The sequence below is a fragment of the Luteibacter jiangsuensis genome, from assembly GCF_030812295.1.
Classification (GTDB): Bacteria; Pseudomonadota; Gammaproteobacteria; order Xanthomonadales; family Rhodanobacteraceae; genus Luteibacter; species Luteibacter jiangsuensis_A.
The window spans coordinates 722,420-746,121 of record NZ_JAUSSK010000001.1 but is presented as its reverse complement, the minus strand read 5'-3'; the positions used below and the strand labels follow the sequence as shown (position 1 = coordinate 746,121).

Annotated in this window: 20 protein-coding genes; 10 read left to right on the top strand and 10 right to left on the bottom strand. The window is 67.0% G+C overall.

What is annotated here, in order from left to right; translation table 11 throughout:
* Position 1 precedes the first annotated feature (1 nt).
* A complete protein-coding gene (gene lpxK, locus J2T07_RS03225; RefSeq protein ID WP_306847195.1) occupies positions 2-982 on the top strand; it encodes a tetraacyldisaccharide 4'-kinase in 981 nt (326 codons plus the stop codon).
* A 156-nt stretch (positions 983-1,138) separates the two neighbouring features.
* Here the strand turns inward: lpxK and J2T07_RS03220 are convergent, their stop codons facing one another.
* Positions 1,139-1,588, bottom strand: coding sequence for a glycine zipper 2TM domain-containing protein (locus tag J2T07_RS03220; protein WP_306847193.1), 450 nt, complete (start codon positions 1,586-1,588; stop codon positions 1,139-1,141).
* 119 nt (positions 1,589-1,707) lie between these two features.
* On the opposite strand from J2T07_RS03220, the gene J2T07_RS03215 reads away from it, so the two are divergent.
* The gene (locus J2T07_RS03215) at positions 1,708-3,156 is read left to right on the top strand and encodes a cryptochrome/photolyase family protein (RefSeq protein ID WP_306847191.1); all 1,449 of its coding nucleotides are present in this window, start codon (positions 1,708-1,710) and stop codon (positions 3,154-3,156) included.
* Here J2T07_RS03215 and J2T07_RS03210 read toward each other — a convergent pair.
* Positions 3,095-4,282 (bottom strand): cation:proton antiporter, encoded by a 1,188-nt coding sequence (locus J2T07_RS03210; protein WP_306847190.1) that lies wholly within the window; start codon positions 4,280-4,282, stop codon positions 3,095-3,097. The genes J2T07_RS03215 and J2T07_RS03210 overlap by 62 nt on opposite strands.
* A 56-nt stretch (positions 4,283-4,338) precedes the next feature.
* Entirely contained in the window at positions 4,339-5,826 is a 1,488-nt protein-coding gene (locus J2T07_RS03205; protein ID WP_306847188.1) for an MFS transporter, read from the bottom strand.
* A gap of 101 nt (positions 5,827-5,927) precedes the next feature.
* On the opposite strand from J2T07_RS03205, the gene ligA reads away from it, so the two are divergent.
* From ligA to gloA2, 3 genes are read left to right on the top strand one after another with little or no spacing between them, the layout of a single operon-like run.
* Positions 5,928-8,324, top strand: coding sequence for an NAD-dependent DNA ligase LigA (ligA, locus tag J2T07_RS03200; RefSeq protein ID WP_306847186.1), 2,397 nt, complete (start codon positions 5,928-5,930; stop codon positions 8,322-8,324).
* A complete protein-coding gene (epmA, locus tag J2T07_RS03195; RefSeq protein WP_306847184.1) occupies positions 8,321-9,271 on the top strand; it encodes an EF-P lysine aminoacylase EpmA in 951 nt (316 codons plus the stop codon). The genes ligA and epmA overlap by 4 nt, the downstream gene beginning before the upstream one ends.
* Before the next feature lie 6 nt (positions 9,272-9,277).
* Positions 9,278-9,661 (top strand): SMU1112c/YaeR family gloxylase I-like metalloprotein, encoded by a 384-nt coding sequence (gene gloA2, locus J2T07_RS03190; RefSeq protein ID WP_306847182.1) that lies wholly within the window; start codon positions 9,278-9,280, stop codon positions 9,659-9,661.
* Between the two features lie 19 nt (positions 9,662-9,680).
* Here the strand turns inward: gloA2 and J2T07_RS03185 are convergent, their stop codons facing one another.
* Both J2T07_RS03185 and sbcB read right to left on the bottom strand, forming a co-directional pair.
* Positions 9,681-10,367 carry a DUF2461 domain-containing protein gene (locus J2T07_RS03185; protein ID WP_306847179.1) on the bottom strand — a complete coding sequence of 229 codons (687 nt, stop codon included), beginning with the start codon at positions 10,365-10,367 and terminating at the stop codon, positions 9,681-9,683.
* 6 nt (positions 10,368-10,373) lie between these two features.
* The gene (sbcB, locus tag J2T07_RS03180; protein WP_306847177.1) at positions 10,374-11,798 is read right to left on the bottom strand and encodes an exodeoxyribonuclease I; all 1,425 of its coding nucleotides are present in this window, start codon (positions 11,796-11,798) and stop codon (positions 10,374-10,376) included.
* Positions 11,799-11,878: 80 nt separating this feature from the next.
* Here sbcB and orn point away from each other — a divergent pair, with 80 nt between their 5' ends.
* The 4 genes from orn (at position 11,879) to J2T07_RS03160 (ending at position 15,873) form a co-directional block, all read left to right on the top strand.
* Complete coding sequence (orn, locus tag J2T07_RS03175) at positions 11,879-12,445, top strand: oligoribonuclease (protein ID WP_306847175.1); 567 nt, start codon at positions 11,879-11,881, stop codon at positions 12,443-12,445.
* Positions 12,446-12,449: 4 nt separating this feature from the next.
* Positions 12,450-13,355 (top strand): dihydropteroate synthase, encoded by a 906-nt coding sequence (gene folP / locus J2T07_RS03170; protein ID WP_306847173.1) that lies wholly within the window; start codon positions 12,450-12,452, stop codon positions 13,353-13,355.
* Between the two features lie 156 nt (positions 13,356-13,511).
* Entirely contained in the window at positions 13,512-14,915 is a 1,404-nt protein-coding gene (glmM, locus tag J2T07_RS03165; RefSeq protein ID WP_306847171.1) for a phosphoglucosamine mutase, read from the top strand.
* A 22-nt stretch (positions 14,916-14,937) separates the two neighbouring features.
* On the top strand, positions 14,938-15,873 hold the full coding sequence (locus J2T07_RS03160) for an isopenicillin N synthase family dioxygenase (RefSeq protein WP_306847169.1): 936 nt from the start codon (positions 14,938-14,940) through the stop codon (positions 15,871-15,873).
* Between the two features lie 275 nt (positions 15,874-16,148).
* Here J2T07_RS03160 and J2T07_RS03155 read toward each other — a convergent pair whose 3' ends face one another.
* From J2T07_RS03155 to J2T07_RS03135, 5 genes are all read right to left on the bottom strand, one after another.
* Complete coding sequence (locus J2T07_RS03155) at positions 16,149-17,045, bottom strand: DMT family transporter (protein ID WP_306847167.1); 897 nt, start codon at positions 17,043-17,045, stop codon at positions 16,149-16,151.
* 167 nt (positions 17,046-17,212) lie between these two features.
* Positions 17,213-19,378: an AsmA family protein gene (locus J2T07_RS03150; RefSeq protein ID WP_306847165.1), complete on the bottom strand. Its 2,166-nt coding sequence runs from the start codon at positions 19,376-19,378 to the stop codon at positions 17,213-17,215.
* A 116-nt stretch (positions 19,379-19,494) separates the two neighbouring features.
* Complete coding sequence (locus J2T07_RS03145) at positions 19,495-20,247, bottom strand: siderophore-interacting protein (protein ID WP_306847164.1); 753 nt, start codon at positions 20,245-20,247, stop codon at positions 19,495-19,497.
* Complete coding sequence (locus J2T07_RS03140; RefSeq protein WP_306847162.1) at positions 20,244-20,852, bottom strand: PadR family transcriptional regulator; 609 nt, start codon at positions 20,850-20,852, stop codon at positions 20,244-20,246. Before J2T07_RS03140 ends, J2T07_RS03145 begins: the two co-directional genes overlap by 4 nt.
* 93 nt (positions 20,853-20,945) lie before the next feature.
* Positions 20,946-21,920 (bottom strand): thioredoxin family protein, encoded by a 975-nt coding sequence (locus J2T07_RS03135; protein ID WP_306847160.1) that lies wholly within the window; start codon positions 21,918-21,920, stop codon positions 20,946-20,948.
* A 118-nt stretch (positions 21,921-22,038) separates the two neighbouring features.
* Between J2T07_RS03135 and J2T07_RS03130 the strand changes: the two genes are divergently transcribed.
* Complete coding sequence (locus J2T07_RS03130; RefSeq protein WP_306847158.1) at positions 22,039-23,556, top strand: fumarate hydratase; 1,518 nt, start codon at positions 22,039-22,041, stop codon at positions 23,554-23,556.
* Positions 23,557-23,702 lie beyond the last annotated feature (146 nt).

Sequence of the window (23,702 nt, the reverse complement as noted above, 5' to 3'; positions counted from 1 at the left end):
GGTGGGCCTCGGTACGTCGTTGCAGCGACGTTGGTATGGCGGAGGGTCGCCGCCATGGTGGACGCTTCCCTTCGAGGCGCTTTATCGCAACGTGACGCGCCGTCGCGCGGAGCGCTTTCGCAACGATCCCTCGGCGATCGTCCGCCTGCCGGTACCGGTGATCGTCGTCGGTAACATCACCGTAGGCGGGACAGGCAAGACACCTTTGATCGTCGCGCTGGCCAAGGCGATGGAACGGCGCGGTTTCATGCCGGGAATCGTCAGTCGCGGGTATGGCGGAAGCGAGCGCGGGCCTTATCTATTGTCCGGAGACGACGACCCGGCACGGGTCGGCGATGAGCCCAGCCTCATCCGCCAGAGTGGCGTGCCGGTGGCGATCGGGCGCGAGCGGCCGGAGGCGGCGCGCCTGCTCGTCGATGCGGGCTGCGACCTGGTCCTCGCCGACGATGGCTTGCAGCACTACCGCCTGGGCCGCGACGTCGAGATATGCGTCATCGATGGCGAACGCCGCCTCGGTAACGGGCACCTGCTCCCGGCGGGGCCGTTGCGCGAACCGTCCCGCCGGCTTGCCGAGGTGGACTTCGTCGTCGTCAACGGCGGCGTGCCCACGGCCGGTGAAATCGCGATGCGATTGGAGGGTGGCGTCGCCGTGAACATGCGCGAATCGTCGCTGATCGCGCCGCTCTCGGATTTCGCGGGCCGGCCGGCACACGCCGTCGCCGGCATCGGCAATCCCGCGCGCTTCTTCGCCAGCCTCACCGCGCAAGGCATCGCGGTGCATGGTCACCCCTTCGCTGACCATCACGCCTTCACCCGCGACGATTTCACCTTCGCCGACGGTTGTCCTGTGCTGATGACCGACAAGGATGCCGTGAAGTGCCGTGGCTTCGCGCGCGACAACTGGTGGCGCGTGCCGGTGCACGCGGTGCTGCCGGAGTCGTTCTACGACGCGGTGGCGGAACGGGTCCAAACCCGCACGTAGTAGGCGTCCACCTCTTCCGTTTCCTGGCCAGGAGTGAAAGCCGTTGTGGGAGCCGCTTCAGCGGCGATGGGGGCTTTTCCAAGTCCAGGGGCTCCCACCAAAAAAAGCCGGCCCTTGCGGGCCGGCCTTCTCACTACACCAGGTGACTGGCGGCGCTTACTGCACGCGCGAGACGTTGCCCTGTTCGTCGACGACCACGATGTCGCCTTCGCGGATCGCCGAAGCGTCCTTGACCTGCACGTTGGTGTAGCCGCCGGTGCCCATCTTCAGGCGCAGGGTATAGCTGTCGCTGCCGCCGCCCTTGCCGATCGCGTTGCCGGCGAAGCCGCCACCCACCGCGCCGCCGACGGTGGCGAGGGTCTTGCCCTTGCCCTTGCCGACCTGGTTGCCGAGCACGCCGCCGGCGATGGCGCCGATCACCGCGCCCGCGGTGCCGTGGTCGCGGCCGGCGGTGACGTTGTGTTCGATGCTCTGGACCACGCCGCACTGGTCGCAGCGCACATAGATGCCGTCGCTGCGCGTCAGCGTGGCGGCCGACACGGGGGCGACGACAGCGCTGGCGAGCAGGGCGGCCAGCGGGAGGCCGAGGACGGTCTTGATGTTCATGGAAGCTCCTTAGGGACGACCGGATGGGAGGTGGCCGTCAGCGACACCAGTCTAAGCATGTCGACTGAACGGAGATCGAGCGCAATTCTCATTTCACGCGTTGCATGGATACTACGCCGATGAGTACCGTCATCGTCTGGTTTCGCCGCGACCTACGCCTCGCCGACAATCCCGCGCTCACCGAGGCCGCCAGGCGGCACGAACGTGTCGTTGCCCTATACGTGCATGCCCCGGGGGAAGAGGGGGAATGGGCGCCAGGCGCGGCCAGCCGCTGGTGGCTGCATCATTCCCTGGAGGCGCTGGACGCGTCGCTGGCGAGGCAGGGTGGCCGGCTCGAGATCCTCAGGGGGCGCAGCATCGACGGGCTCCGTGCCGCCATCGAGGCCACCGGCGCCGCTGCCGTGTACTTCAACCGGCTGTACGAGCCAAAGGCTATCGAGCGCGACAAGTCGGTCAGGCGGGCCCTGGAGGGCGATGGCATCGAGGTGAAGTCGTTCAACGCGGCGCTTTGGGTCGAGCCGTGGGATGTGGCGACGAAGCAGGATGAACCCTACCGGGTGTTCACGCCGTTCTGGCGGAACGCGCGCACGCGGATCGACGAGATCGAGGTCCTGCCGGAGCCGCCCTTGCGGCTCCCACAAGAGCGGTACCTGCGGGACGGGCCGCTGGAAGTGGCGGACCTGGGCTTGTTGCCGAAGCGCGACTGGGCGCGGGGGTTTGCCGGGTGGACGCCGGGTGAAAAGGGGGCGCACGAGTTGCTCGCGCTTTTCGCCGACGACGCGGTCGGCCACTACGTCGAAGGCCGCGACCTTCCGGCCCGCCATGGCACCTCGCGTCTGTCGCCGCACCTGCACTGGGGCGAAATCTCGCCGGCGCAGGTGGCCGCGGGGCTGCGTTCGCATGCGGCCAGACGACCGAAGGCCGCCGACATCGAGCCCTACCTGCGCCAACTGGGGTGGCGCGAGTTCGCCCACCACCTGCTCTACCACTTTCCGAGGACGCCGAAGGAAAACTTCAATCCGAAATTCGACGCCTTCCATTGGGCGAAGCCCGATGCGCACGCGCTTCGCCGCTGGAAAAAGGGGCACACCGGCATTCCCATCGTCGACGCCGGCATGCGCGAACTCTGGGCAACGGGCTGGATGCACAACCGCGTGCGCATGCTCGTGGCGAGCCTGTTGACGAAGAATCTGCGCCAGCACTGGGTGCTCGGCGAGAAGTGGTTCTGGGACACGCTGGTCGACGCCGACCTCGCCAATAACGCCATGGGCTGGCAATGGGTGGCCGGCAGCGGCGCGGATGCCGCGCCGTACTTCCGGATATTCAATCCGGTGGCCCAATCGGAGAAATTCGATCCGGAAGGTGCCTATATCCGCCGCTGGGTGCCCGAGTTGGCAAAGGCACCCGGGCGACTCGTCCACGCGCCGTGGGAGGACGAAACCTTCCTGGAAAGCTCCGGCTATCCGCCGCCGATCGTCGACCTCAAGGCGTCGCGGGACAGCGCGCTCATGGCGTACCAGTCGATGCGTGGCGGTCGCGCAGAAGCAGGGCCAGCACGGGCGGAGTGATCATGGCGGTCAACAGCGACATCGCAACGATCACCGCGTAGATTCGCTCGTCGAATACCCCCGCGGCGAGACCGAGACTGGCGATCACCACGCCGACTTCGCCGCGCGGGACCATGCCGAAGCCGACGATGGTGGCACCGCGCCGCCCGAGCGTGATCGCGCCGAGGAATCCGCCGGCCAGTTTCGAGACGATGGCGATGACGGTGACCACGGCGAGCATCCACAACGCGCTGGCGCTGCCCAGCTCGGCGAGGTTCACCTTGGCACCGGTGACGACGAAGAAGAATGGCGTGAGAAAGGCGAGCAGGGGCGCGGTCTGTTCCTCCAACTGGTGGCGCTGGCTGGTTTCCGAGGCGATCATGCCCGCCAGGAAGGCGCCGATGATGGCCGCGAGGTGGAACTTCATCGAGAGGAAGGCCAGGCCCAGGCACAGCGAGAGCACGATCGCCAGCGGCGACATCGGGTTGCTGGGCTTGTCGAGCCAGCCCGAGCCACGACGCATCACACGCGCACCGCCCCAGCCGATGACCGCGACGAAACCGATCGCGCCGAGCAAGGTGCCGACCAGGCTGCCGACGTCGACCGCACCGCCGCCTTGCAGGGACGACACCACGCCGAGCAGGAGCATGGCGAGGATGTCGTCGATCACCGCCGCACCGAGGATGATGCGTGCCTCCCGCCGTTGCAGCACGCCCAGCTCCTGCAACACCCGCGCGGTGATGCCGGCCGAAGTGGCGACGAAGGCGGCGGCGACGAACATCGAACGAATCCAGTCGAAACCGGAGCCATGCGCCCATAGCGAACCGAGGGCGAACGGAATGACCACGCCCAGTACGCCGACGAGGAAGGCGCTGGCGCCGACCTTCTTCAGGTCGTCGAGCCGGGTTTCCAGGCCCACCGAGAACAGCAGCAGGATGACGCCGATCTCGGCGAGCACATCCAGCGGCGTGCCGGTGGCGATATCGGGAAGGGTCACCCAGCCCAGCGCCGAGGGCCCCACGGCGCAGCCGGCGGCGATTTCGCCCACCACGGAGGGCAGGCGCAGGCGTTGCGCGATCTCGCCGCCAATCTGCGCGGCGACGAAGATGATGAACAGGGTCAGCAGGATGCCGGCGGAGTCATGCATGGGATCGGTCCAGATCGAAGCCGCGAAGGAAGGCGCGGTGTCCTTGAGGGTAACCTCTACGGGGCCGTCTCCGTAGTTTTCGGCGCCCGCGTCTCGCGCAGCTGCCCGAAGATCCAGCTCGCGGCGAGGGTGATCATGCCCAGGACGATCACCGACCAGCGGAACGCCCACACGTATCCCTGGGCGTTGTGCGTGCCGAGGAATCCGCCCATGAGCAGCGACGCCAGGGCGATGCCGAAGCTCATCGAGAGATACTGCGCGGTCGAGGCCATGGACGAGGCCATGGAGGCGTATTTGACGTCGAGATCCACGTAGGCCAGCGTGTTCATCGAAGTGTACTGCAGCGACATCACCGCGCCATACACGTAGACGAAGGCCACGATCACCCACGGTGGCGAGTCCGGCGTGAGCAGGGCGAAGGAGCACAGCACCACCGAGACGGCGATGGTGTTGCCCAGCAACAACCGGCGGTAGCCGAAATAGGTGAGCAGGCGGTCGATGAAGGGCTTGACGCTGATCGAGCCGATCGCCTGCGGCACCATCATCAGGCCGGCGGCAAGCGGCGACCAGCCACAGCCGATCTGCAGGAACAGCACCAGCAGCAGGTACATGCCCGACACGCCCAGGCGCGTGAACAGGTTGCCTGCCAGCGACACCCAGACACTGCGCACCTTCAGCAGCGAGAGGTCGCTCACGGGGAACTCGGTACGCCGGCTGTGGCGTACGTAAAGCGAGGCCAACGCGACCCCGCCCAGGGCGTAGCCCGCGACGGCCAGGCCGTGCCCGGCACCCGCGCCATCACCACCCAACGTTTCAGCCGCCATCAGGCAGAGGGCCGAGGCTCCGGCGAAGAGCAGGAAGCCCAGGGTATCGAAGCGGTGCGCGCGATCGAGGCGGTAATCCGGCATTTCGCGGCGGTTGAGCAGCAGGCCGACGATGCCCACGGGCACGTTGATGAGGAAGATCAGGCGCCAGTTGGTGAACTCCACCAGCGCACCGCCCAGCAATGGACCGAACACCGAACCGAGCAGGCCGAAGGTGGCCACGGTGGTCATCGAACTGACGAACTCGCGGCGATCGATGCTGCGCACCAGCACGTAGCGGCCGACCGGCATCAGCGCGGCACCGCCGAGGCCCTGGACGATCCGAGATGCCACCAGTTGCGGCAGGCTCTGCGCCACGCCACAGAGCAGCGAGCCGAGGGCGAAAACGAGGATCGCGCCGCCGAACACGCGGCGCGTGCCGAAGCGGTCGCACAACCAGGGGCTCATCGGGATGAAGATGGCCAGGGTCAGCACGTAGCTGGTCAGGGCCGTACGCATGCTCAGCGGCGTCACGTCGAGCGCGCCCGCGATGGCGGGGACGGCGGTGTTGATGATCGTCGAATCCAGCGCCTGCATGAAGAACGCGGCCGAAACGAGCCAGATCAGGCCGCGATAACGTGCCTTGCTGGACGGTTCCGCCGGGGCAAGCGCCGGCCGGTCGGTGGGTAGGGCGTGGACGTCGGTGGGATCTGGGGTGGCGATGACGTCGTGGGGGGGCATGGCCGATCGATTATAGCCGATGGGAATCTTGCTTTTGCCGCCTCTTCGGCCGACAGTTCAGGGTCGCGTCGGTGACGCGCGCGCCATCACGGACCCTGCACATGCCACAAGCCACCGCCACTGCACCCGCCGAAGCCGTCGAGCGCGCACAGACCCTGCGTCGCCTCATCGAGGACGCGAACTACCGCTACCACGTGCTCGACGATCCCGATATCGCCGATCCCGAGTACGACCGGCTCATGCGGGAATTGGAAGCGCTGGAGGCGGAGTATGCCGACCTCGCCAGCGACGATTCGCCCACGCGCCGGGTCGGTGCCCGCGCGAAGGGCGGTTTCGCCGAAGTCACCCATGCGGTGCCGATGCTTTCGCTGGGCAACGCGTTCGAGCAGGAAGGCGATACCGATCGCGAGAAGTACCGCGAGGTCGCGGATTTCGAGCGGCGCATCGAGCAGACCCTCGGTCGCAGGAACCCCGTGTTCTCCGTGGAACCCAAGCTCGATGGCCTCGCGATCAGCCTGCGCTACGAGAACGGCGTCTTCGTGCAGGGCGCCACGCGAGGCGACGGCGCGGTCGGTGAGGACGTCACGGCCAACCTGCGCACGGTGAAGGCCATTCCCCTGCGCCTGCGCGGCGAAGGATGGCCGCGCGTGCTGGAGGTGCGCGGCGAGGTCATCATGCCGCGTGCGGCCTTCGAAGCGTTCAACGAACGGGCCCGCGCCGCGGGAGAGCGGCCGCTGGCGAATCCACGCAATGGCGCGGCGGGCTCGCTGCGCCAGCTCGATCCCGCCATCACCGCGAAACGGCCGCTGGCCTTCTTCGCCTACGCGGTGGGCCGGGTCGAAGGCGGCGACTTGCCGGATACGCATTCGGCCACGCTGAAGAAGCTTCGCGAGTGGGGTTTCCCCGTGTCACCGGAGGTCTCCACGGCGAAGGGATTCGACGGCCTCATCGCGTACTTCCACAAGATCGGCGCGAAGCGCGACAGCTTGCCGTACGACATCGATGGCGTGGTCTACAAGCTGGACGACTACGAAGGCCAGCGAGAGATGGGTTTCGTCTCGCGTGCACCGCGCTGGGCCATCGCGCACAAGTATCCCGCGCAGGAGCAGATGACCACGGTCGAGGCGATCGAGATCCAGATCGGCCGTACCGGTGCGGCGACGCCGGTGGCCAGGCTCACGCCGGTGCAGGTCGGCGGCGTCACGGTGACCAACGCCACGTTGCACAACGCCGACCAGGTGGCGCGGCTCGACGTGCGTGTCGGTGACACCGTCATCGTGCGCCGCGCGGGCGATGTCATTCCCGAAGTGGCGCGCGTGGTCGAGGAACGCCGTCCGCCGAAGACCGTGCCGTGGAAGATGCCGGAGACCTGCCCGGTCTGCGGTTCGGCGTTGCTGCGCGAGGAAGGCGCCGCCGCCTTCCGCTGTTCGGGTGGGCTCATCTGTGCGGCGCAGCGGAAAGAGGCGTTGATCCATTTCGCCTCGCGCCGTGCCATGGACATCGACGGACTCGGCGACCGCTTCGTCGACGCCCTGGTCGAGTTCGACATGGTGCATACCCCGGCCGATCTCTACGGGCTCACCGTCGAGAGCTTCGTGCGGATGAAGACACTCGCCGACGAGCGCGACGGGTCGACACCGGAAACCGTCAAGCAGGGCAAGGTCGCCACGAAGTGGGCCGAGAACCTGGTCCAGGCCATCGAGGCCAGCAAGCGGTCCACCCTGCCGCGTTTCCTGTTCGCCCTGGGCATCATGCACATCGGCGAAAGCACGGCCAAGACGCTGGCCAACTGGCTGGGTTCGCTGGAACACGTCCGCCACACACCGGCGCCGGTGTTGCGCGTGCTGCCCGATATCGGCGACGAGGTCGCGACCTCCATCGCGGCCTTCTTCGAGCAGGACGGCAACCAGCAGGTGGTGGATGCGCTGCTGGCGGCGGGCATCACGTTCGCCGACGAAGGCGCGCCTTCGCCGAAGCTGCGTGATCGACTGGGCCTGGATGTGCTCCTGGATGCCGCCAAGGTGCCGAAGCTCGGTCCAAAGAGTACGGCCATCCTCGCGAAGAACTACGCGACCCTCGACGCACTGGTGAAGGCCGGCGAGCACCAGTGGATCGTCGCGGGCGTGCCGCAGGCCGCCGCCGCCAACCTCGCCGTGTGTCTTGCCGACAGTGAACGGCTGGCCGGGTTACGCCGCGCGGACCATGCCATGCGCAGGCTTGCCGAGGCGCTGCCGGCGAAGCTGGCATCCGCACTTCCGCTGGAAGGCATGACTTACGTGATTACCGGAACGATGGAAACACTCAGGCGCGACGATGCCACGGAACGCCTGGAATCGCTGGGTGCCAAGGTCGCCGGTTCGGTATCGAAGAAGACCACCGGCGTATTCGCCGGCGAGGCGGCGGGCTCCAAGCTCGACAAGGCGAACGAACTCGGCATACCCGTTTACACCGAGGCCGATCTCGTCGCCTTGTTGCAGGAGCACGGAGCGGCCCCGTGAACGACCTGAAAAACCTGCGCCTGCGTGCGGAGACGTATGCCCATATACGCGCTTTCTTCGCGGCGCGCGACGTACTGGAGGTGGAGACGCCGATCCTCTCGGCCGCCGGCAACACCGACCCGAACATCCAGAGCTTTCGCACGCGGTTCAGTGGCCATGTCGATGCCGGCGCGCGCGAACGCTGGCTGCGCACGTCGCCGGAATTTCCGTTGAAGCGCCTGCTCGCCGCGGGCCTGGGCGATTGCTACGAACTGGGCCGGGTATTCCGCGACGGCGAGGCTGGTGGCCGGCACAATCCCGAATTCACCATGCTGGAGTGGTACCGCGTGGGGTGGGATGAAGCGAAGCTCGCACGCGAGGTGATCGACCTGCTCCAGCGCTTGCTGGTGCAGGCGGGGCATATCTTCGACGTCGTGGAAACCACCTACCGGGGCCTCTTCCGCGAAGCGCTCGATATCGATCCCCTTACGGACCCGCTGGAGCGCCTGCAGGCACCCCTGGCCAGTAGCGGCATCGATCCGGAGGGGCTGGAACGCGATGACTGGCTCGACCTGCTGATGACGCACAAGATCCAGCCGGCCTTTCCGCGCGACCGGATCACCATCGTTTCCGACTATCCCGCCAGCCAGTGCGCGTTGGCGCGCGTCCGCGAGGGCGATCCGCCCGTGGCGAAGCGTTTCGAGGCGTATGTGGGTCCGTATGAGGTGGCCAACGGCTACCACGAACTCAACGATCCGGTGGAGCAACGCGCGCGGTTCGAACGTGACAACGTGAAGCGGCGCGCACGCGGGCAGGACGACATGCCGATCGATGAGAACCTGCTCGCGGTGCTGGGGTGCATGCCCGATTGCGCCGGTGTGGCGCTCGGCGTCGAACGCCTGCTGATGGTTCTGGCCCGCACCGACGCGATCGCCGATGTGCTCGCATTTCCTTTTTCCGAGGCGTGACCGGTCATGCTTGAAGCGATTCACCACGTAGCGCTGATCTGCTCCGATTACGCGCGTTCGAAGGCGTTCTATACCGAGGTGTTGGGGCTGAAGGTGATCCACGAGGCGTATCGCGAAGCGCGCGACTCGTGGAAACTGGACCTGGAGGTGAGCCCCGGCGTGCAACTGGAGTTGTTTTCGTTCCCGTCGCCACCGAAACGGCCCTCGCGGCCGGAGGCGCAAGGGCTGCGCCATCTGGCGTTTTCGGTGAGCGACATCGATGCGGTCGTGGCGACGCTGGGTGAGCGAGGCGTGGTGTGCGAGCCGATTCGTGTGGATGAATATACGGGGCGGCGGTTCACGTTCTTTGCCGACCCGGATGAACTGCCGATCGAACTCTACGAACGCTGAGGGCCCCGGCCCGCCTCGGTCAGAACTCCAGTTCCTGCGCCGCGCACAAATAATCCACCATCGGCGCCAGCCGCTTGAAGTGGTCCACCACGAACGGCAGCAACGCCGGCGAGCACGCCATGGCCTCGTCGAAATCCCGCCCCGCGGCGAAGTTCTTCCGCTTCAGGTCCTCGATCAACTCGTGGTTCGCATCGAATCCGCGCGGCGGCCGCGACAGGCTCTCGCCCCAGAACGCGAAGCGCTCCTGAAACGCCTTCCCATGCGTGGCACGCTTCCAGGCTCCCGGATTGTCGGCCAGGAACTCGCGCAGCTTCTTCAGCACCGGCGGCTCCGGATGCCACATGCCGCCACCGACGAAACACTCGCCGGGCTGGATGTGCAGGTAGAACCCCGGCGCCTGGATCTCGTGCCGGCGCTCGTGGAAGAACCGGGCGCCTTGCCAGCCCTTGTATGGCTGCTTGTCGTTGGCGAAGCGCGTATCGCGATGCAGGCGGTACAACGAACCACCCACCTTGCGCGGATCGGCCCGGAAGTGCGGGCTGATCTTGCCGAGCGGCGCGGCGAGGTCGCCGATCAGTTCAAGGAACGGCTCGCGCACGTGGCGCTCGTAGTCGTCCTTGTGGTCCTGGAACCACTCGCGGTTGTTGTTGCGGACCAGCGACTTGAAGAAGCGGAAGGTGGCAGGCGTGAAATAGGTCTTTGGCATGGGTCTTCAGCGAAGTTCCTGGCCCCAGGCCTCCAGCTCGTCGAGCAGGGCGAGGGGGGCGCCGGGCAGGGCGCGCAGGGTGGCGAGTTCGGCGTTGTAATCGTCGAGGGTGAGCGTCGTGAGCGGGCCGTGGCGGGTGAGGCGGTCGGCGCGGAACGCTTCCCAGCGCTCGTGTTCCTCCAGGGTGAGCGTGTCCGGCCAGTTCCGCGCACGATAACGGAACAGCAGTTCCGGATAGCGGGGGTCGCGAAAGTTGAAACGGTGGGTGCCCAGCTGCTCCGGCGGCGTGGCGCGTACCTCGGCCAGCAGGCGGCGGTCGGCATCCGGCAGAAAGCCACCGTACAGCGCCAGTTCGGGGTCTTCGGCCGGCGGCATGGCGGCGGCGTGTCCATAGACGCGGCGCAGCTTCTCGGCCAGTCCGCTGGCATGGCGCAGGGCGCCGAGATGGCGTTCCACGGCATCCATGTCGAGCCCCAGGCGCGCGTGGTCGACGCCCTTGAGCACCGACATCGGTGCAAGCGCCGGCGCATGGTTTGCCCGGATGGTGCGCAGCGCGATCCGTTCCACGCCTTCCGGCAGGTCGGCGCGCGTGGTGAATACGCGGTCGGCGATGTCCCCGTCGTCCAACGCGAGCAGGTCGGAGGGATCGGCGGTGAGGTCGTAGACGATGATCTCGCCGGCTCGCGAGGGATGCGCCGCCAGCGGCACGACCACGGTCAGGCACTGCCGGCTCGCGGGGTAGCGCGACGACACGTGGACCACGGGCGTCATCGCCGCCACGTCCAGTAGTTCGAAGACACGCTGCTTGCGCCGCAGGGCGAAGTACCAATCCCACAATTTCGGCTGTTTCCGCCGGATAAGCCGGGCCAGGGCGATCAGCGCTTCGACGTCCGAGAGCGCGTCGTGCGCGCGCGCTTGCTTCAGGCCGTTCGCCGTGGCGAGGTGCTCCAGCTTGAAGCTCGGCGTGCCGTCGTCGCGGGTGGGCCAGACGATGCCTTCCGGCCGCAGTGCCTGGCACATGCGCACCAGGTCGATCAGGTCCCAGCGCGAGTTGCCGTTTTCCCACTCACGGCCATAGGGATCGTAGAAGTTCCGGTACAGCAGGTGTCGGGTGAATTCGTCGTCGAACCGCAGTGAGTTATAGCCGACGGTGCAGGTGCCCGGCAGGGCGAGCTGCTCGTGGATCGCCGCGGCGAACGTGGCTTCCTTCAGGCCCTCGCGCTCGGCCAGCTGGGGAGCGATGCCGGTGATGAGGCAGGCGGCCGGTTGCGGGGGCATGTCGCGCGGCGGCTTGCAGTAGATCATCAGCGGCTCGCCGACCACCTCGAGGTGGGCGTCGGTGCGGATGCCGGCGAACTGGCTGGGACGGTCCCGCCGAGGGTCGGCGCCAAAGGTTTCGTAGTCGTGCCAGAAGAAGGTCGGTTCGGCCATCCGGCGATGATCTCACGTTCCGGTGTTCCTGCAGGGCGGTGGCCTCGCGGGTTAGACTGCGCGGTACTCAAGGAGCGCCCATGACGCCAGCGAACGAAGACAACCTTATCTGGATCGATCTGGAAATGACCGGCCTGGATACGGATAACGATTCCATCCTGGAAATCGCCACCATCGTGACGGACAAGGATCTGAACGTGCTCGCCGAGGGACCGGTCTTCGCCATCTCGCATGCGGACGCCCGTCTGCAGCAGATGGACGCATGGAATCGCAACCAGCACATGCGCTCGGGCCTGTGGGGGCGCTCGGTGGAATCGGATACCTCGCCGGAGCAGGCCGAGGAAGCCACCATCGCTTTCCTGCGCCAGTGGGTTCCCGCCGGCAAGTCGCCGATGTGCGGCAATTCCATCTGCCAGGATCGCCGCTTCCTGCATCGCGAGATGCCGAAGCTGGAGCGCTACTTCCACTACCGCAACCTCGACGTCTCCACCCTCAAGGAGCTGTCGCGGCGCTGGTCGCCGGAAATCCTCCGTGGTTTCGCCAAGGACTCGGCGCACACCGCGCTTTCCGATATCCGCGATTCCATCGACGAGCTGCGCTACTACCGCCACTTCATGGGCGCGCTCGGCGGCCAACAGCCGGGCTGACCCCATGAATACCGATCCCTTCGCCACGGTACTCGACTGCAACGGCCGCGCACTGGTGCTCGATCGGCCGCGCGTCGTCGGCATCGTCAACGCCACTCCGGATTCGTTCTCGGACGGTGGCCGCCACGACACCCTCGAAGCCGCTTACGCGCATGCGATGAAGCTGGCGGAAGAGGGCGCGGACATGCTCGACATCGGTGGCGAGTCCACTCGCCCGGGTGCCGGCGAGGTATCCGTGGAGGAAGAGATCCGCCGCGTGGTGCCATTGATCGAACGCCTTGCGGCGGGCACGACGCTGCCGTTGTCCGTCGATACCTCGAAGCCCGAGGTGATGCGTGCCGCCATCGGCGCGGGCGCGGGCATGATCAACGACGTGTACGCGCTTCGCCGCGAAGGCGCGCTGGATGCCGCCGCCGAACTGCGGGTGCCGGTCTGCCTCATGCACATGCAGGGCGAGCCGCGGACGATGCAGGACGCGCCGGACTACGACGACGTGGTGGGCGACGTCCACCGATTCCTCACCGACCGGCTGTTCTCCTGCGAACTGGCGGGCATCGAGCGGCGCAGGGTACTGGTCGATCCCGGCTTCGGATTCGGCAAGAACCTCGAGCACAACCTGGCCCTGTTGCGGGCGATGGCACGCTTCGCCGAGCTCGGCGCGGGCGCGTACGTCGGCGTCTCCCGCAAGGGCATGATCGGCGCCATGACCGGCCGGCAGGACCCGGCCGCGCGGGTGCACGGCTCGGTCGCCGCGGCGCTGATCGCCGTGCAGCGCGGCGCGGTGATGGTCCGCGTCCATGACGTGGCGCCCACGGTCGACGCCCTGGCCGTATGGGCCGCCGTCAAGGCCGGCGACACCGCGCCCCGCCACGACAAGCCCTCGATGCCCCGCTGGCCCGACGACGACTGACCCTCCGGGTGGGCACCGCATTCCCGATGGCACCGCGTCCTGGTGGGAGCCGACCCCGTCGGCGATAGCCCCACCAGGCGGCTAGCCCTTCCGGGATATCCGGCACTTTCACCCCGCCGGAGTATCCTTTGCCGATCCTGCAAGGACGATAAGACCATGAGTGAACGCAAGTATTTCGGCACCGATGGCATCCGCGGCCACGTCGGTACCTATCCGATCAGTGCGGATTTCATCCTCCGCCTGGGCCGCGCCGCCGGTGCCGTGCTGGCGCGCCGCCGCGCCGCCGACCGTCGCGGTGCCGCCGCCGGGCCGGATCGCCGCGACCATAGCCGCAAGGTCACCGTGGTGATCGGCAAGGACACCCGCGTGTCCGGCTACATGTTCGAATCCGCCCTGGAAGCCGGCCTGGTCGCCTCCGGTGCCGACGTGCGTCTGCTCGGCCCGATGCCCACGCCCGCCGTCGCCTTCCTCACCCGCTCGCTGCGGGCGGACGCGGGCATCGTCATCAGCGCATCGCACAACCCGCACCAGGACAACGGCATCAAGTTCTTCTCCGGCCAGGGCGAAAAGCTCGACGACGAGCTGGAAGCCGAGATCGAGGCCGAGATCGAGGCCGATTTCGTCACGGTGGCCTCGGACGCCCTGGGCAAGGCAAGCCGCATCGACGATGCCGTGACCCGCTACGCCGAATTCTGCAAGTCCACCGTGGCCGACGAGTTCTCGCTCCGCGGCCTGAGCGTGGTGCTCGACTGCGCGCACGGCGCCACGTACCAGGTGGCGCCGAAAGTGTTCCGCGAACTGGGCGCCGAGGTCTCGACCATCGGCACCGAACCGGATGGCCTGAACATCAACCGCGGGGTGGGCTCCACCGATCCCGCCGCGCTCGCCGCGGCCGTGGTCGCGCGCGGTGCCGATCTCGGCATCGCCTTCGATGGCGACGGCGACCGCGTGCGCGTGGTCGACGCCGACGGTACCGTCACCGATGGCGACGACATGCTCTACGTCATCGCCCGGCACTGGAAGCGGCGCGCCGCGTTGCCCGGCCCGGTGGTCGGCACCCTGATGAGCAACTACGGCCTGCAGCGCGCGCTCAAGGCCATGGACATTCCCTTCGTCCGCGCCAACGTGGGCGATCGCTACGTCCTGCAGCAGCTGAAGGAACATGGTGGCGTCCTCGGTGGCGAGACCTCCGGCCATGTGCTGTGCCTGGACCGCTTCACCACGGGCGATGGCATCGTCGCGGCGCTGGCCTTGCTCGAAGCACTGGCCGACGCGGGCGAGACCTTCGCCGAGGCTCGCGCAGGGCTGGTCAAGTTGCCGCAGACGATGCTCAACGTGAGGGTCGAGGGCGCCAAGGCGGCGCTCGGCACGCAGACGGTGAAGCAGGCGCTGGCCGAAGTGGAAGCGGCGTTGGAAGGCCGCGGCCGGGTGGTGCTGCGCGCTTCCGGCACGGAACCCCTCGTGCGCGTGACCATCGAGGCGGCCGACGCGGCCGAGGTGGAACGGCTGGCGGCGCAGCTGGCCGACGCCGTAAAATCGGCGGCCCAGGCCACGGCCTGATCCTCCGACCAGCGGAAACAGCATGAAGAAGGTTCCCACCCTCGATATCCGTCGCTACGACACCGACCGCGAGGCCTTCGTGGCCGAGCTGGGCGCGGCATACCGCGAATTCGGTTTCTGCTGCATCAGCGGACACGGCATCGCGAAAGAGGCCATCGACGGCGCCTACGACGCCTTCAAGCGCTTCTTCGCGCTGCCGGACGAGACCAAGCGCAAGTACCACATCCCCGGTGGTGGCGGCGCGCGCGGCTACACGCCGTTCAAGGTGGAGACCGCCAAGGACAGCAAGTTCGCGGATCTCAAGGAGTTCTGGCATATCGGCCGCGAGATCCCGCGCGATTCGAAGTTCGCCGACGTGATGCCGCCCAACGTGTGGCCGGCCGAAGTGCCGGACTTCAAGGAACACGGCTACGGGCTGTACGAGGCGCTGGACCAGCTCGGCGCCCGTGTGCTGCGCGCCCTGGCCCTGCACATCGAGCTGCCGGAGCGTTTCTTCGACGACAAGATCGACTCGGGCAACTCGATCCTGCGCCCGATCCACTACCCGCCGATCGAGCAGGCCGACGTGCCGAACGTGCGCGCCGGTGCGCACGAGGACATCAACTTCATCACGCTGCTGGTCGGCGCGAGCGCCGAAGGCCTGGAAGTGCTCACGCGCGAAGGCGAATGGCTGCCGATCACCACCGAGGGCGACGCCATCGTGGTCAACATCGGCGACATGCTCCAGCGCCTGACCAACCACGTGTATCCGTCCACCACCCACCGCGTGACCAACCCGCCGAACGAGAACGCGCGCAAGCCGCGCTATTCCGTGCCGTTCTTCCTGCACCCCAACCCCGACGTGGTGCTCGACGTGCTGCCGTCCTGCGTCACGCCCGACAACCCGAAGCGTTACCCGGAGCCGATCACGGCGCACGAGTACCTTCAGGAACGTCTGCGCGAGATCAAGCTGATCTGATCGCGTCTTAGCGGGTTTTTCACCGGGAGGGGGAGAGCATCCACCCTCCCGGTTCCGTTTCCGGAGTTACCAGTGACACCCTCACGCCCGCCTTCGCGAGCCAAGCGCTCGTCGCCCCGTAAAAAATCCGCCGTGCGCTCGGTGGCCCAACGCACCCGCCGCCAGCGCACCGTGCGCGCCCGCGGCCGCGCCTGAAAGCATGGTGAGCTAGTCGCCGTGGGAGCCGACTTTGTCGGCGATTCCGCGGCAGCGGGCCCGGGGTTTATGCGGGCGCGTCACGGTGTCACGAGGTCCGCCGCTTCCGCCTTTTCCCCACGATGCAGCCAGGGATGCGCGAACACGGCGGCCAGGATGACCGCCACGCCGGCGTAGAACGTCCAGCCCAGTTCGCGCTGCTCGCCCAGGAGCGGAATCGCCAGGACGATGGCGTACACCGGCTCCAGGTTCGTCACCATTTGCGTCGCGAACGCGGAGAGATGCCGTAGCGCGGCGAGCGCCAGTGCGAAGGGCAACAGCGTGCAACCATAGGCGAGCACGAGCATCAGTGCGCCGTCGTGCGCATCGGGCAGGACGAACGCGGGCGAGGCGAGGAAGGGGGCGAGCGCGGTGAGGAAGAGCGTGCCGGTGCCGAGTTCCACACAGGTCACCGTCAACGCGTCAGCCCGCTCGACCAGGCGCTTGTTCAGCGCGCTGAAGAAGGCCACGAACAGTGCGGAGAGTACGCCGACGGCGAGGCCCAGGCGCATGTCGCCAGGCAATCCGCCGGCCACGAGCGCCACGCCTGGCACCACCGCCGCGCCGATCAGCAATTCGCGTGGATCGAAACGGCGCCCCGCCACCCAGGGTTCGACGATCGCGAGGAATATCGGGCACAGGGCGATGCAAGTGGCGGCGACCGATGCGTTGGCGAGCTTGATGGCCCCGTAGAAGGTGAGCCAGTGCAGCGCCACGATCACGCCGACACCCGCATAGGACAACAGCAGGCGTGGTGGCATCGCGCGCAATTCGCGCCAGACCCTGGGCACGCAGAGCAGGGTGCCCGACACCAGCAGCATGCGCCACCACACCAGTGGCAGCGCTGGCAGCGTGATCAACTTACCGAGGATGGCGGTAAAGCCCCAGAGCAGGACGCAGAAGTGGATCTGCAGGTGGGCTTTGCGTGAGGGAGACATCGGCACAGCTTGCCCGAAGGCGGGGATGTTTTGTAGGAGCTGGCACCCGGCAAGAGCATCGCCGACAGGGTCGGCTCCCACCGGAGCTTGCCACTCCCACCGAGCTGGCCGCTCTTTGGTGGGAGCCGACCTTGTCGGCGATGGGTGCTCGCGGCGGCGGCGCCAGATCAGCCGCGCGCCTTCCCCGCTGGCGGCGCCTTCCCTGCCGGCGGAGCCTTCGGTGGATTCTTGCGCAGGTCGTCCAGCAGCGGCTTGCATTGCGTCGCATCCGCCTTGCCGCTTTCCGGAACCACCAGGGCGGCGAGCGCCGCGACCGGTGCGGCGAACACCGCCAGCGCCACCGCGCCACCGCCGCGCAGGATCAACGGACCGGCATGCACGCCCGGCGCGGGATCCTTGAACGTGCCGTGCACGTACAAGGGCGAGCGCAGCGAGAACAGCCGGAAGCCCTTCGTATGCGGCACGATATCGAGGTTGAGCTTCTCTTCGCGGAAATCGATGTCGCCGGTGACGTTGATCAGCGCCTTCTCGGTGTCGAAGGCGAACAACCGCGACTCCATCACGCCGTTGGTCGAGACCAGGTCGGCGGCCATGCAGTTGATCTTCACCACCTCGTCGCCGAACAACCTGTTGACCGCGTAGCTGCCGACATTCAACCCCGCCAGTTCCAGCAGCGAACTGCTGATGGCGCCGTCGTTGATAAGCAGCTTCACCTCGCCGTTCGAACTGCCCAGCAAGGCGGCCGGCGAGTTGCCGGTGGCGGTGAGGGAGGCGTCGCCGTTCATTTCGCCGAAGCTCGTCTGCATCGGCGCGAAGGTGGGGAAGAGTTCCTTCAGCTTGAGGTGGCGCGCGCCGAGGTTGAAGCCGCCCCTCATGGGTGTCTTCGTGCCGTCCAGGCGGATGTTGCTGCCCACGGTGCCACCGGCGACGCCGAACTTCAGCGGGTCGAGGACCAGCACGGAGTCCTTCAGCACCAGGTGGGTCGAGAGGTTGTCGATCGGCAGGCGTTCGCCATGGACGATCTTCACGCCGGTGAACTGCACATCGGCGTCCATCGCGTTCCAGCGGTCCGTCTTGAACGGCTCCACGGGCAACACCTTGTCCGCCGGTTGCTTCATCGAATCGCCGCGTTGCGCCTTTTCCTCGTTGGAGCCGCCACCGATCAGCGGTGCCAGGTCGCTGAAGAGCAACTGGTTGGACTTCAGCTTGCCGGTGAGGCTCGGGCGCTGGCCGCCGGTATCGAAGACGAGGCTACCGCCGAGATCGCTGCCGCCCACGCGGCCGGTGAAGTTCTCGTAGGTGTAGACGCTCGCGCCCTTCTTCAGGTTGGCCTTGAGGTGGCCTTCGGTGGCGAACGGCGGGGTATCCGGCAGGGCCACGCCGGTGAGATCGTAGAGGTGTGACATGCTTGTGCCGGAGAACCACAGGCGCACGTCGAGCGCGCCCATGTTCAGCGGATCGGTGAGCGTGCCCACGAAGGCGATGCGCGTGTCGCCGAAGCGTGCATCGGCCTGCACGGGGAAGGGCCGGTTGGCATCCCGCAGCGCCAGCACCCCACCGGTGCGTGCCTTGGCCGCCACGGTCGACTTCTTGTACGTGCCCTTGGCGTCCCAGGCGAAGTAGTAGACCTGCTTCTTCTTCGTCTCGTCCTGCCGGTCCTTTTCGTCGGCATCGCTCTTCGCCATCGTCCGGGCGCTGGCCCCGGTGATCTTGTTGGCCTGCGCGCGCGAATCCTTTTCCTGTTGCGCCATGATCTCGTCGAACGGGATGCCCTTGCCGAGCGGCGTCACGTCGATGCCCATGACGATCTGGTTCGTCGCGTCGGAGAAGTCGATGTGGCCCTTGTCGAAGGCGATGGCATTGAGTTCGAGCTGCCATTCCGAGGGACCGCTGCTTTCGGGGAGCTTGAAGGTCCACGTGTTGTTGCCGTTCTTCACGCGCTCCAGGGCGATCTGCGGCTGGCCGAGGCGTATCTCCGGCACGACGATGCGGTGGGCGATGAGCGGGAAGGGTGAAAGGCGGAAATCCAGCGTGGCCAGCGTGGCGAACTGCTTCGACTTCGCCCAGTCCGGATTGGCCACGGTGATGTCGCGCGCCGTGAAATGCGGCCAGGGGACGAGCCCCACGAGCCCGTCTTCACCCGGCTCGCGCGACCAGTGGGCGGACAGGTCGCCGTTGATCGCGAAAGGGCGGCCGATCGCCTCGGAGACCTTCTCGTTGATGGGGGGCTTCAACCGGTTCCAGTCGAAGAACGCGACGAACAACACGATCGCCACGATGAGCAGGATCAGTATCCCGAGTACCCACGCCAGTATTTTCCTGCCTCGCCGCATCGTGCCGCCTCCGCTCCTGCAACGGGCCCAGAGTTAACCTGAAGCCCGCCAAGGTTATGTGTTCTTGGGAGGTGAAGGTTAAGCGAGGTGGAGCTGGCGTGAGTACATCCGCGGGATCAATCGGCCTGCCAGTAGCCAGTGGCCTTGACCCATTCCTTGTCGATGCGCCGCTCCTCGACCAGCAAGGCACGCAGCGCGCGGGCGCGCTTCGACTCCGTCGCGACCCACCAGAAGGTATCGCCCGCGGGAATCGGCAACGCGGCCAGCGCGTCGTCGAGGCTGGGTGATTCGCCCGCGACGAACCATCGGACGTCGCGCCTCAGTGCCTGGCGTTCTTCGTTCGAGGCGATCTCGGCCAGCACCGTCACCGGGGTGGCCGCGGGCATTTCTTCCAGCCACCGGCCGATCGCGGGCAGGGCGGTCGCATCGCCGACGAGCACGTAGTGGTCGAAGTCATCCGGTACGATCATCGAGCCGCGCGGGCCGCCGACGCCGAGGGTATCGCCCAGCTTGACGTTTTCCGCCCAGGTGGATGCCGGGCCTTCGCCATGCAGGACGAAATCGATGTCGAGTTCGTTGCGCGTGGCGTCGTAGCGGCGTGGCGTGTAGTCGCGAGCGGGCGAAGGCTCGACGCCTTCAGGGTAGACCGGGCCGTCGGGGCCGAACGCCGGCGGATTGATCGACCCGTCGGCGACCGGGAAGAACAGTTTCACGTGGTCGTCCGGCGACGCGGACACGAAGCCTTCCAGGTCCTTGCCGGCAAGCGTCACGCGAACCATGTGCGGCGTGAGGCGCCGCACATGGACCACGTCGAGCCGACGCATCGTCAGCGCGTGGCGCACGCGCGTGATCGCATGGCGTTCGCTCATCCCTGGCGCTCCGCGACCGCCTTCGCGGCGGCTTCGATCAGCTTGGCGACACGTTTCATCTCGGCGTCGTCCCAGGCCTTGTGATGGTTCATCAGCTGGTGCTTGAGCACATGCATGGCTTCGCGCACGGGATTGGGCACGGTCATCCGGCGCATGTGCCGGGACATCACCTGCAGACGTTCGGTGAGGGCGTCCAGGCTGTCGCGGTTCTCGGCGAGGAAGGCGCGGCCGACGTCGGTGATGGCGTAGAGCTTCTTGCCGCCGGTCTCGGCTTCGACGCGGGCGTAGCCCAATTCTTCGAGCATGGTGAGAGTCGGGTAGATCGCACCCGGGCTCGGGCTGTACTGGCCGTCGAACATTTCCTCGATGGTGCGGATCAGTTCGTAGCCGTGGCGGGGCTGTTCCTCGATCAGGGCGAGCAGGAGCAGGCGCAGGTCGCCGGTGCCGAACATCCGACCGCCGAAGCGCCCGCCGCCGCGACCGCCGCGCATGCCGTCACGGTCGTCGAAACCGAAGGGGCCGCCGCCAAAACGGCCAGCGCCGCCGCGTCCGATGGCAGCCATGTGCTCGTGGAAACGATGCCGGGCATGGTGGAAAAGGTGCATGGGTGTACTCCGATATATCGTACGTAGTGGTCGTACGATATATCTTAAGAAACACTCTTGCAAGAGTGTTTCGCCGACCCTGTCGGCGATGCCCTACCCGAAGGTGAAGGTAAACGCGTGGAAATTGGCCTTGGGGATGCGAATCGTCAGCACGTGATCCTTGTAGTCCGCCGCGCTGTACAACGTGTACAACTGTGACGCCTGGATCGTCACCGGCGCCTGTGGCTTGCCGTCGACCAGCACCTCCACGGTCACCGGGTCGTTCGCGCTGGCCACCATGTGCACCTTCTTCGCCTTGAAGTGCAGGCGGATCTCGCCACGGGCGCCGACCAGGCTGGCGTTGTCGCGGCCGATCTCCCAGCGACCCACCAGGGCGAACTGGTTGAGTTCCAGCCTCGACGGCGCCGTGAAGTCGCGCGTGCCCTTGTCCGAGCCTTCCGGGCTCGCGCTGTTCTTGCTGCGGTCGCTGCCGAAGTACATCTCCGGCGAACCCAACTGGTTGAAATCCGGGGCGTCCTTGTCACTTCCGGCAGCCTTTTCGTCCGTCAGGCGTGGCAGGCCGAGCAAGGTGCGGGTGGCGTTCTCCATCTCCATGTAGTTGCCCTCGCCGAAGTGGTGGGCGACGACATTGCCGCGCTGGTCCACCAGGTATTCCGCCGGCCAGTACTGGTTGTCCCAGGCATCCCAGGTTTCCAGGTCGTTGTCCTGGGCCACCGGATACCGGATGCCATAGCGCTTGATCGCATCGCGCACGTTGCCTTCCTGCTTCTCGAACGGGAACTCCGGCGAGTGCACGCCGACGATCACCAGGCCCTTGTCCTTGTACTGGTCGTACCAGCGCGTGACGTGGGGCAGGGTGCGCAGGCAGTTGATGCAGGAATAGGCCCAGAAATCGATCAACACCACCTTGCCGCGAAGCTGGCGCATGGTGAGCGGCTTGGAGTTCTGCCAGGTGGCGATGCCGGCGAATTCGGGAGCGGTCCGGGCGGCGACGGCCGGCCGCGCGACGCCCAGGGCGGTGGCGGCGAGGGCGCAGGCGAAGAGGGCGATGCGGAACGGGTGGCGCATGGGAACTCCGTGGTTCTCGGGGGTGCCTGGAACAGACCGGCCGGTGCCCCGGCACCTTACACCGGCCCGGTGCGCTAAAATCGCTGTTTTGCCAGCCTCGCGAGCCAGCCGTAGCGCCATGACCTCGATCAAGCAGGACGACCTCATCACCAGCGTCGCCGACGCCCTCCAGTACATTTCGTACTACCACCCGGTGGACTACATCCGGAACCTCTCGGCCGCCTATGAGCGAGAAGAATCCCCGGCGGCGAAGGACGCCATCGCGCAGATCCTTATCAACTCGCGCATGTGCGCCGAAGGGCACCGGCCGATCTGCCAGGACACCGGCATCGTCACCGTCTTCCTCAAGGTGGGCATGAACGTGCGCTGGGACGACGCCACCATGGGCGTCGAGGACATGGTCAACGAGGGCGTGCGCCGCGCCTATAACCATCCGGACAACAAGCTGCGCGCTTCGGTGCTGGCCGATCCGGCGGGCAAGCGGATGAACACGCGCGACAACACGCCGGCCGTCGTCAACGTCTCCATCGTCCCCGGTGACAAGGTGGACGTGATCGTCGCCGCGAAGGGTGGCGGCTCGGAAGCGAAATCCAAGTTCGCCATGCTCAACCCTTCCGACTCGATCGTCGACTGGGTGCTCAAGACCGTGCCGACGATGGGTGCCGGCTGGTGCCCGCCGGGCATGCTCGGCATCGGTATCGGCGGCACCGCAGAGAAGGCGATGCTGCTGGCGAAGGAGGCGCTGATGGAGCCGATCGACATCGTCGACCTGATCGCTCGCGGTCCGTCCAATCGCGCCGAGGAACTGCGCCTGGAATTGTACGAGAAGGTCAATGCGCTGGGCATCGGTGCGCAGGGCCTGGGCGGCCTCACCACCGTGCTCGACATCAAGGTGAAGGATTACCCGACCCACGCGGCGAACCTGCCGGTGGCGATGATTCCCAACTGCGCCGCCACCCGCCATGCGCACTTCGTGCTCGACGGCACCGGCCCGGTCGCGCTCGATCCGCCGTCGCTGGAAGATTGGCCGAAGCTTACCTACGACGCCTCCAAGGGGCGCCGGGTGAACCTCGACACGATCACCCGCGAGGAAGTGCAGGGCTGGAAGCCGGGCGAGACCATCCTGCTCAACGGCAAGCTGCTCACCGGCCGCGATGCCGCGCACAAGCGCATGATCGACATGCTGAACCGCGGCGAGACGTTGCCGGTGGACTTCACCAACCGCTTCATCTACTACGTCGGCCCGGTCGATCCGGTACGCGATGAAGTGGTCGGTCCCGCCGGCCCGACCACGGCCACGCGCATGGACAAGTTCACCCGGCAGATGCTGGAGTCCACGGGGTTGCTGGGGATGGTCGGCAAGTCCGAGCGCGGCCCGGCGGCGATCGAGGCGATCCGCGACAACAAGGCGGTGTACCTGATGGCCGTGGGCGGCTCCGCCTATCTCGTGTCGAAGGCGATCAAGGCCTCGCGCGTGCTGGCCTTCGAGGACCTGGGCATGGAAGCGATCTACGAATTCGAGGTGAAGGACATGCCGGTGACGGTCGCGGTCGACAGCGCCGGTACGTCGGTGCATGAGACGGGGCCGAAGGAGTGGCGGTCGAAGATCGGGAAGATTCCGGTGGTGGTTGTTTGACGGTGTTGGGGGGCTGGGGCGGCGGGCCGCGCTTTGCGCGGATCGCCGCTTAAGCGGCTCCCACACAAGCGGCTTCTACACGTCGCTGCTTAGGTGGTTCCCGCCATCGCCGACAGGGTCGGCTCCCACCAAGCCACGCTCCGCTG

What these genes read in the sequence shown, in the direction of transcription:
- sbcB (WP_306847177.1), bottom strand. Translation starts at nt 11,798, where the DNA reads ATGGCCGAACCGACCTTCTTCTGGCACGACTACGAAACCTTTGGCGCC.
- gloA2 (WP_306847182.1), top strand. Translation starts at nt 9,278, where the DNA reads ATGCTTGAAGCGATTCACCACGTAGCGCTGATCTGCTCCGATTACGCG.
- J2T07_RS03135 (WP_306847160.1), bottom strand. Translation starts at nt 21,920, where the DNA reads ATGCGCCACCCGTTCCGCATCGCCCTCTTCGCCTGCGCCCTCGCCGCC.
- J2T07_RS03185 (WP_306847179.1), bottom strand. Translation starts at nt 10,367, where the DNA reads ATGCCAAAGACCTATTTCACGCCTGCCACCTTCCGCTTCTTCAAGTCG.
- ligA (WP_306847186.1), top strand. Translation starts at nt 5,928, where the DNA reads ATGCCACAAGCCACCGCCACTGCACCCGCCGAAGCCGTCGAGCGCGCA.
- J2T07_RS03155 (WP_306847167.1), bottom strand. Translation starts at nt 17,045, where the DNA reads ATGTCTCCCTCACGCAAAGCCCACCTGCAGATCCACTTCTGCGTCCTG.
- J2T07_RS03205 (WP_306847188.1), bottom strand. Translation starts at nt 5,826, where the DNA reads ATGCCCCCCCACGACGTCATCGCCACCCCAGATCCCACCGACGTCCAC.
- J2T07_RS03150 (WP_306847165.1), bottom strand. Translation starts at nt 19,378, where the DNA reads ATGCGGCGAGGCAGGAAAATACTGGCGTGGGTACTCGGGATACTGATC.
- folP (WP_306847173.1), top strand. Translation starts at nt 12,450, where the DNA reads ATGAATACCGATCCCTTCGCCACGGTACTCGACTGCAACGGCCGCGCA.
- J2T07_RS03130 (WP_306847158.1), top strand. Translation starts at nt 22,039, where the DNA reads ATGACCTCGATCAAGCAGGACGACCTCATCACCAGCGTCGCCGACGCC.
- J2T07_RS03220 (WP_306847193.1), bottom strand. Translation starts at nt 1,588, where the DNA reads ATGAACATCAAGACCGTCCTCGGCCTCCCGCTGGCCGCCCTGCTCGCC.
- J2T07_RS03140 (WP_306847162.1), bottom strand. Translation starts at nt 20,852, where the DNA reads ATGCACCTTTTCCACCATGCCCGGCATCGTTTCCACGAGCACATGGCT.
- J2T07_RS03145 (WP_306847164.1), bottom strand. Translation starts at nt 20,247, where the DNA reads ATGAGCGAACGCCATGCGATCACGCGCGTGCGCCACGCGCTGACGATG.
- J2T07_RS03210 (WP_306847190.1), bottom strand. Translation starts at nt 4,282, where the DNA reads ATGCATGACTCCGCCGGCATCCTGCTGACCCTGTTCATCATCTTCGTC.
- glmM (WP_306847171.1), top strand. Translation starts at nt 13,512, where the DNA reads ATGAGTGAACGCAAGTATTTCGGCACCGATGGCATCCGCGGCCACGTC.
- orn (WP_306847175.1), top strand. Translation starts at nt 11,879, where the DNA reads ATGACGCCAGCGAACGAAGACAACCTTATCTGGATCGATCTGGAAATG.
- J2T07_RS03215 (WP_306847191.1), top strand. Translation starts at nt 1,708, where the DNA reads ATGAGTACCGTCATCGTCTGGTTTCGCCGCGACCTACGCCTCGCCGAC.
- J2T07_RS03160 (WP_306847169.1), top strand. Translation starts at nt 14,938, where the DNA reads ATGAAGAAGGTTCCCACCCTCGATATCCGTCGCTACGACACCGACCGC.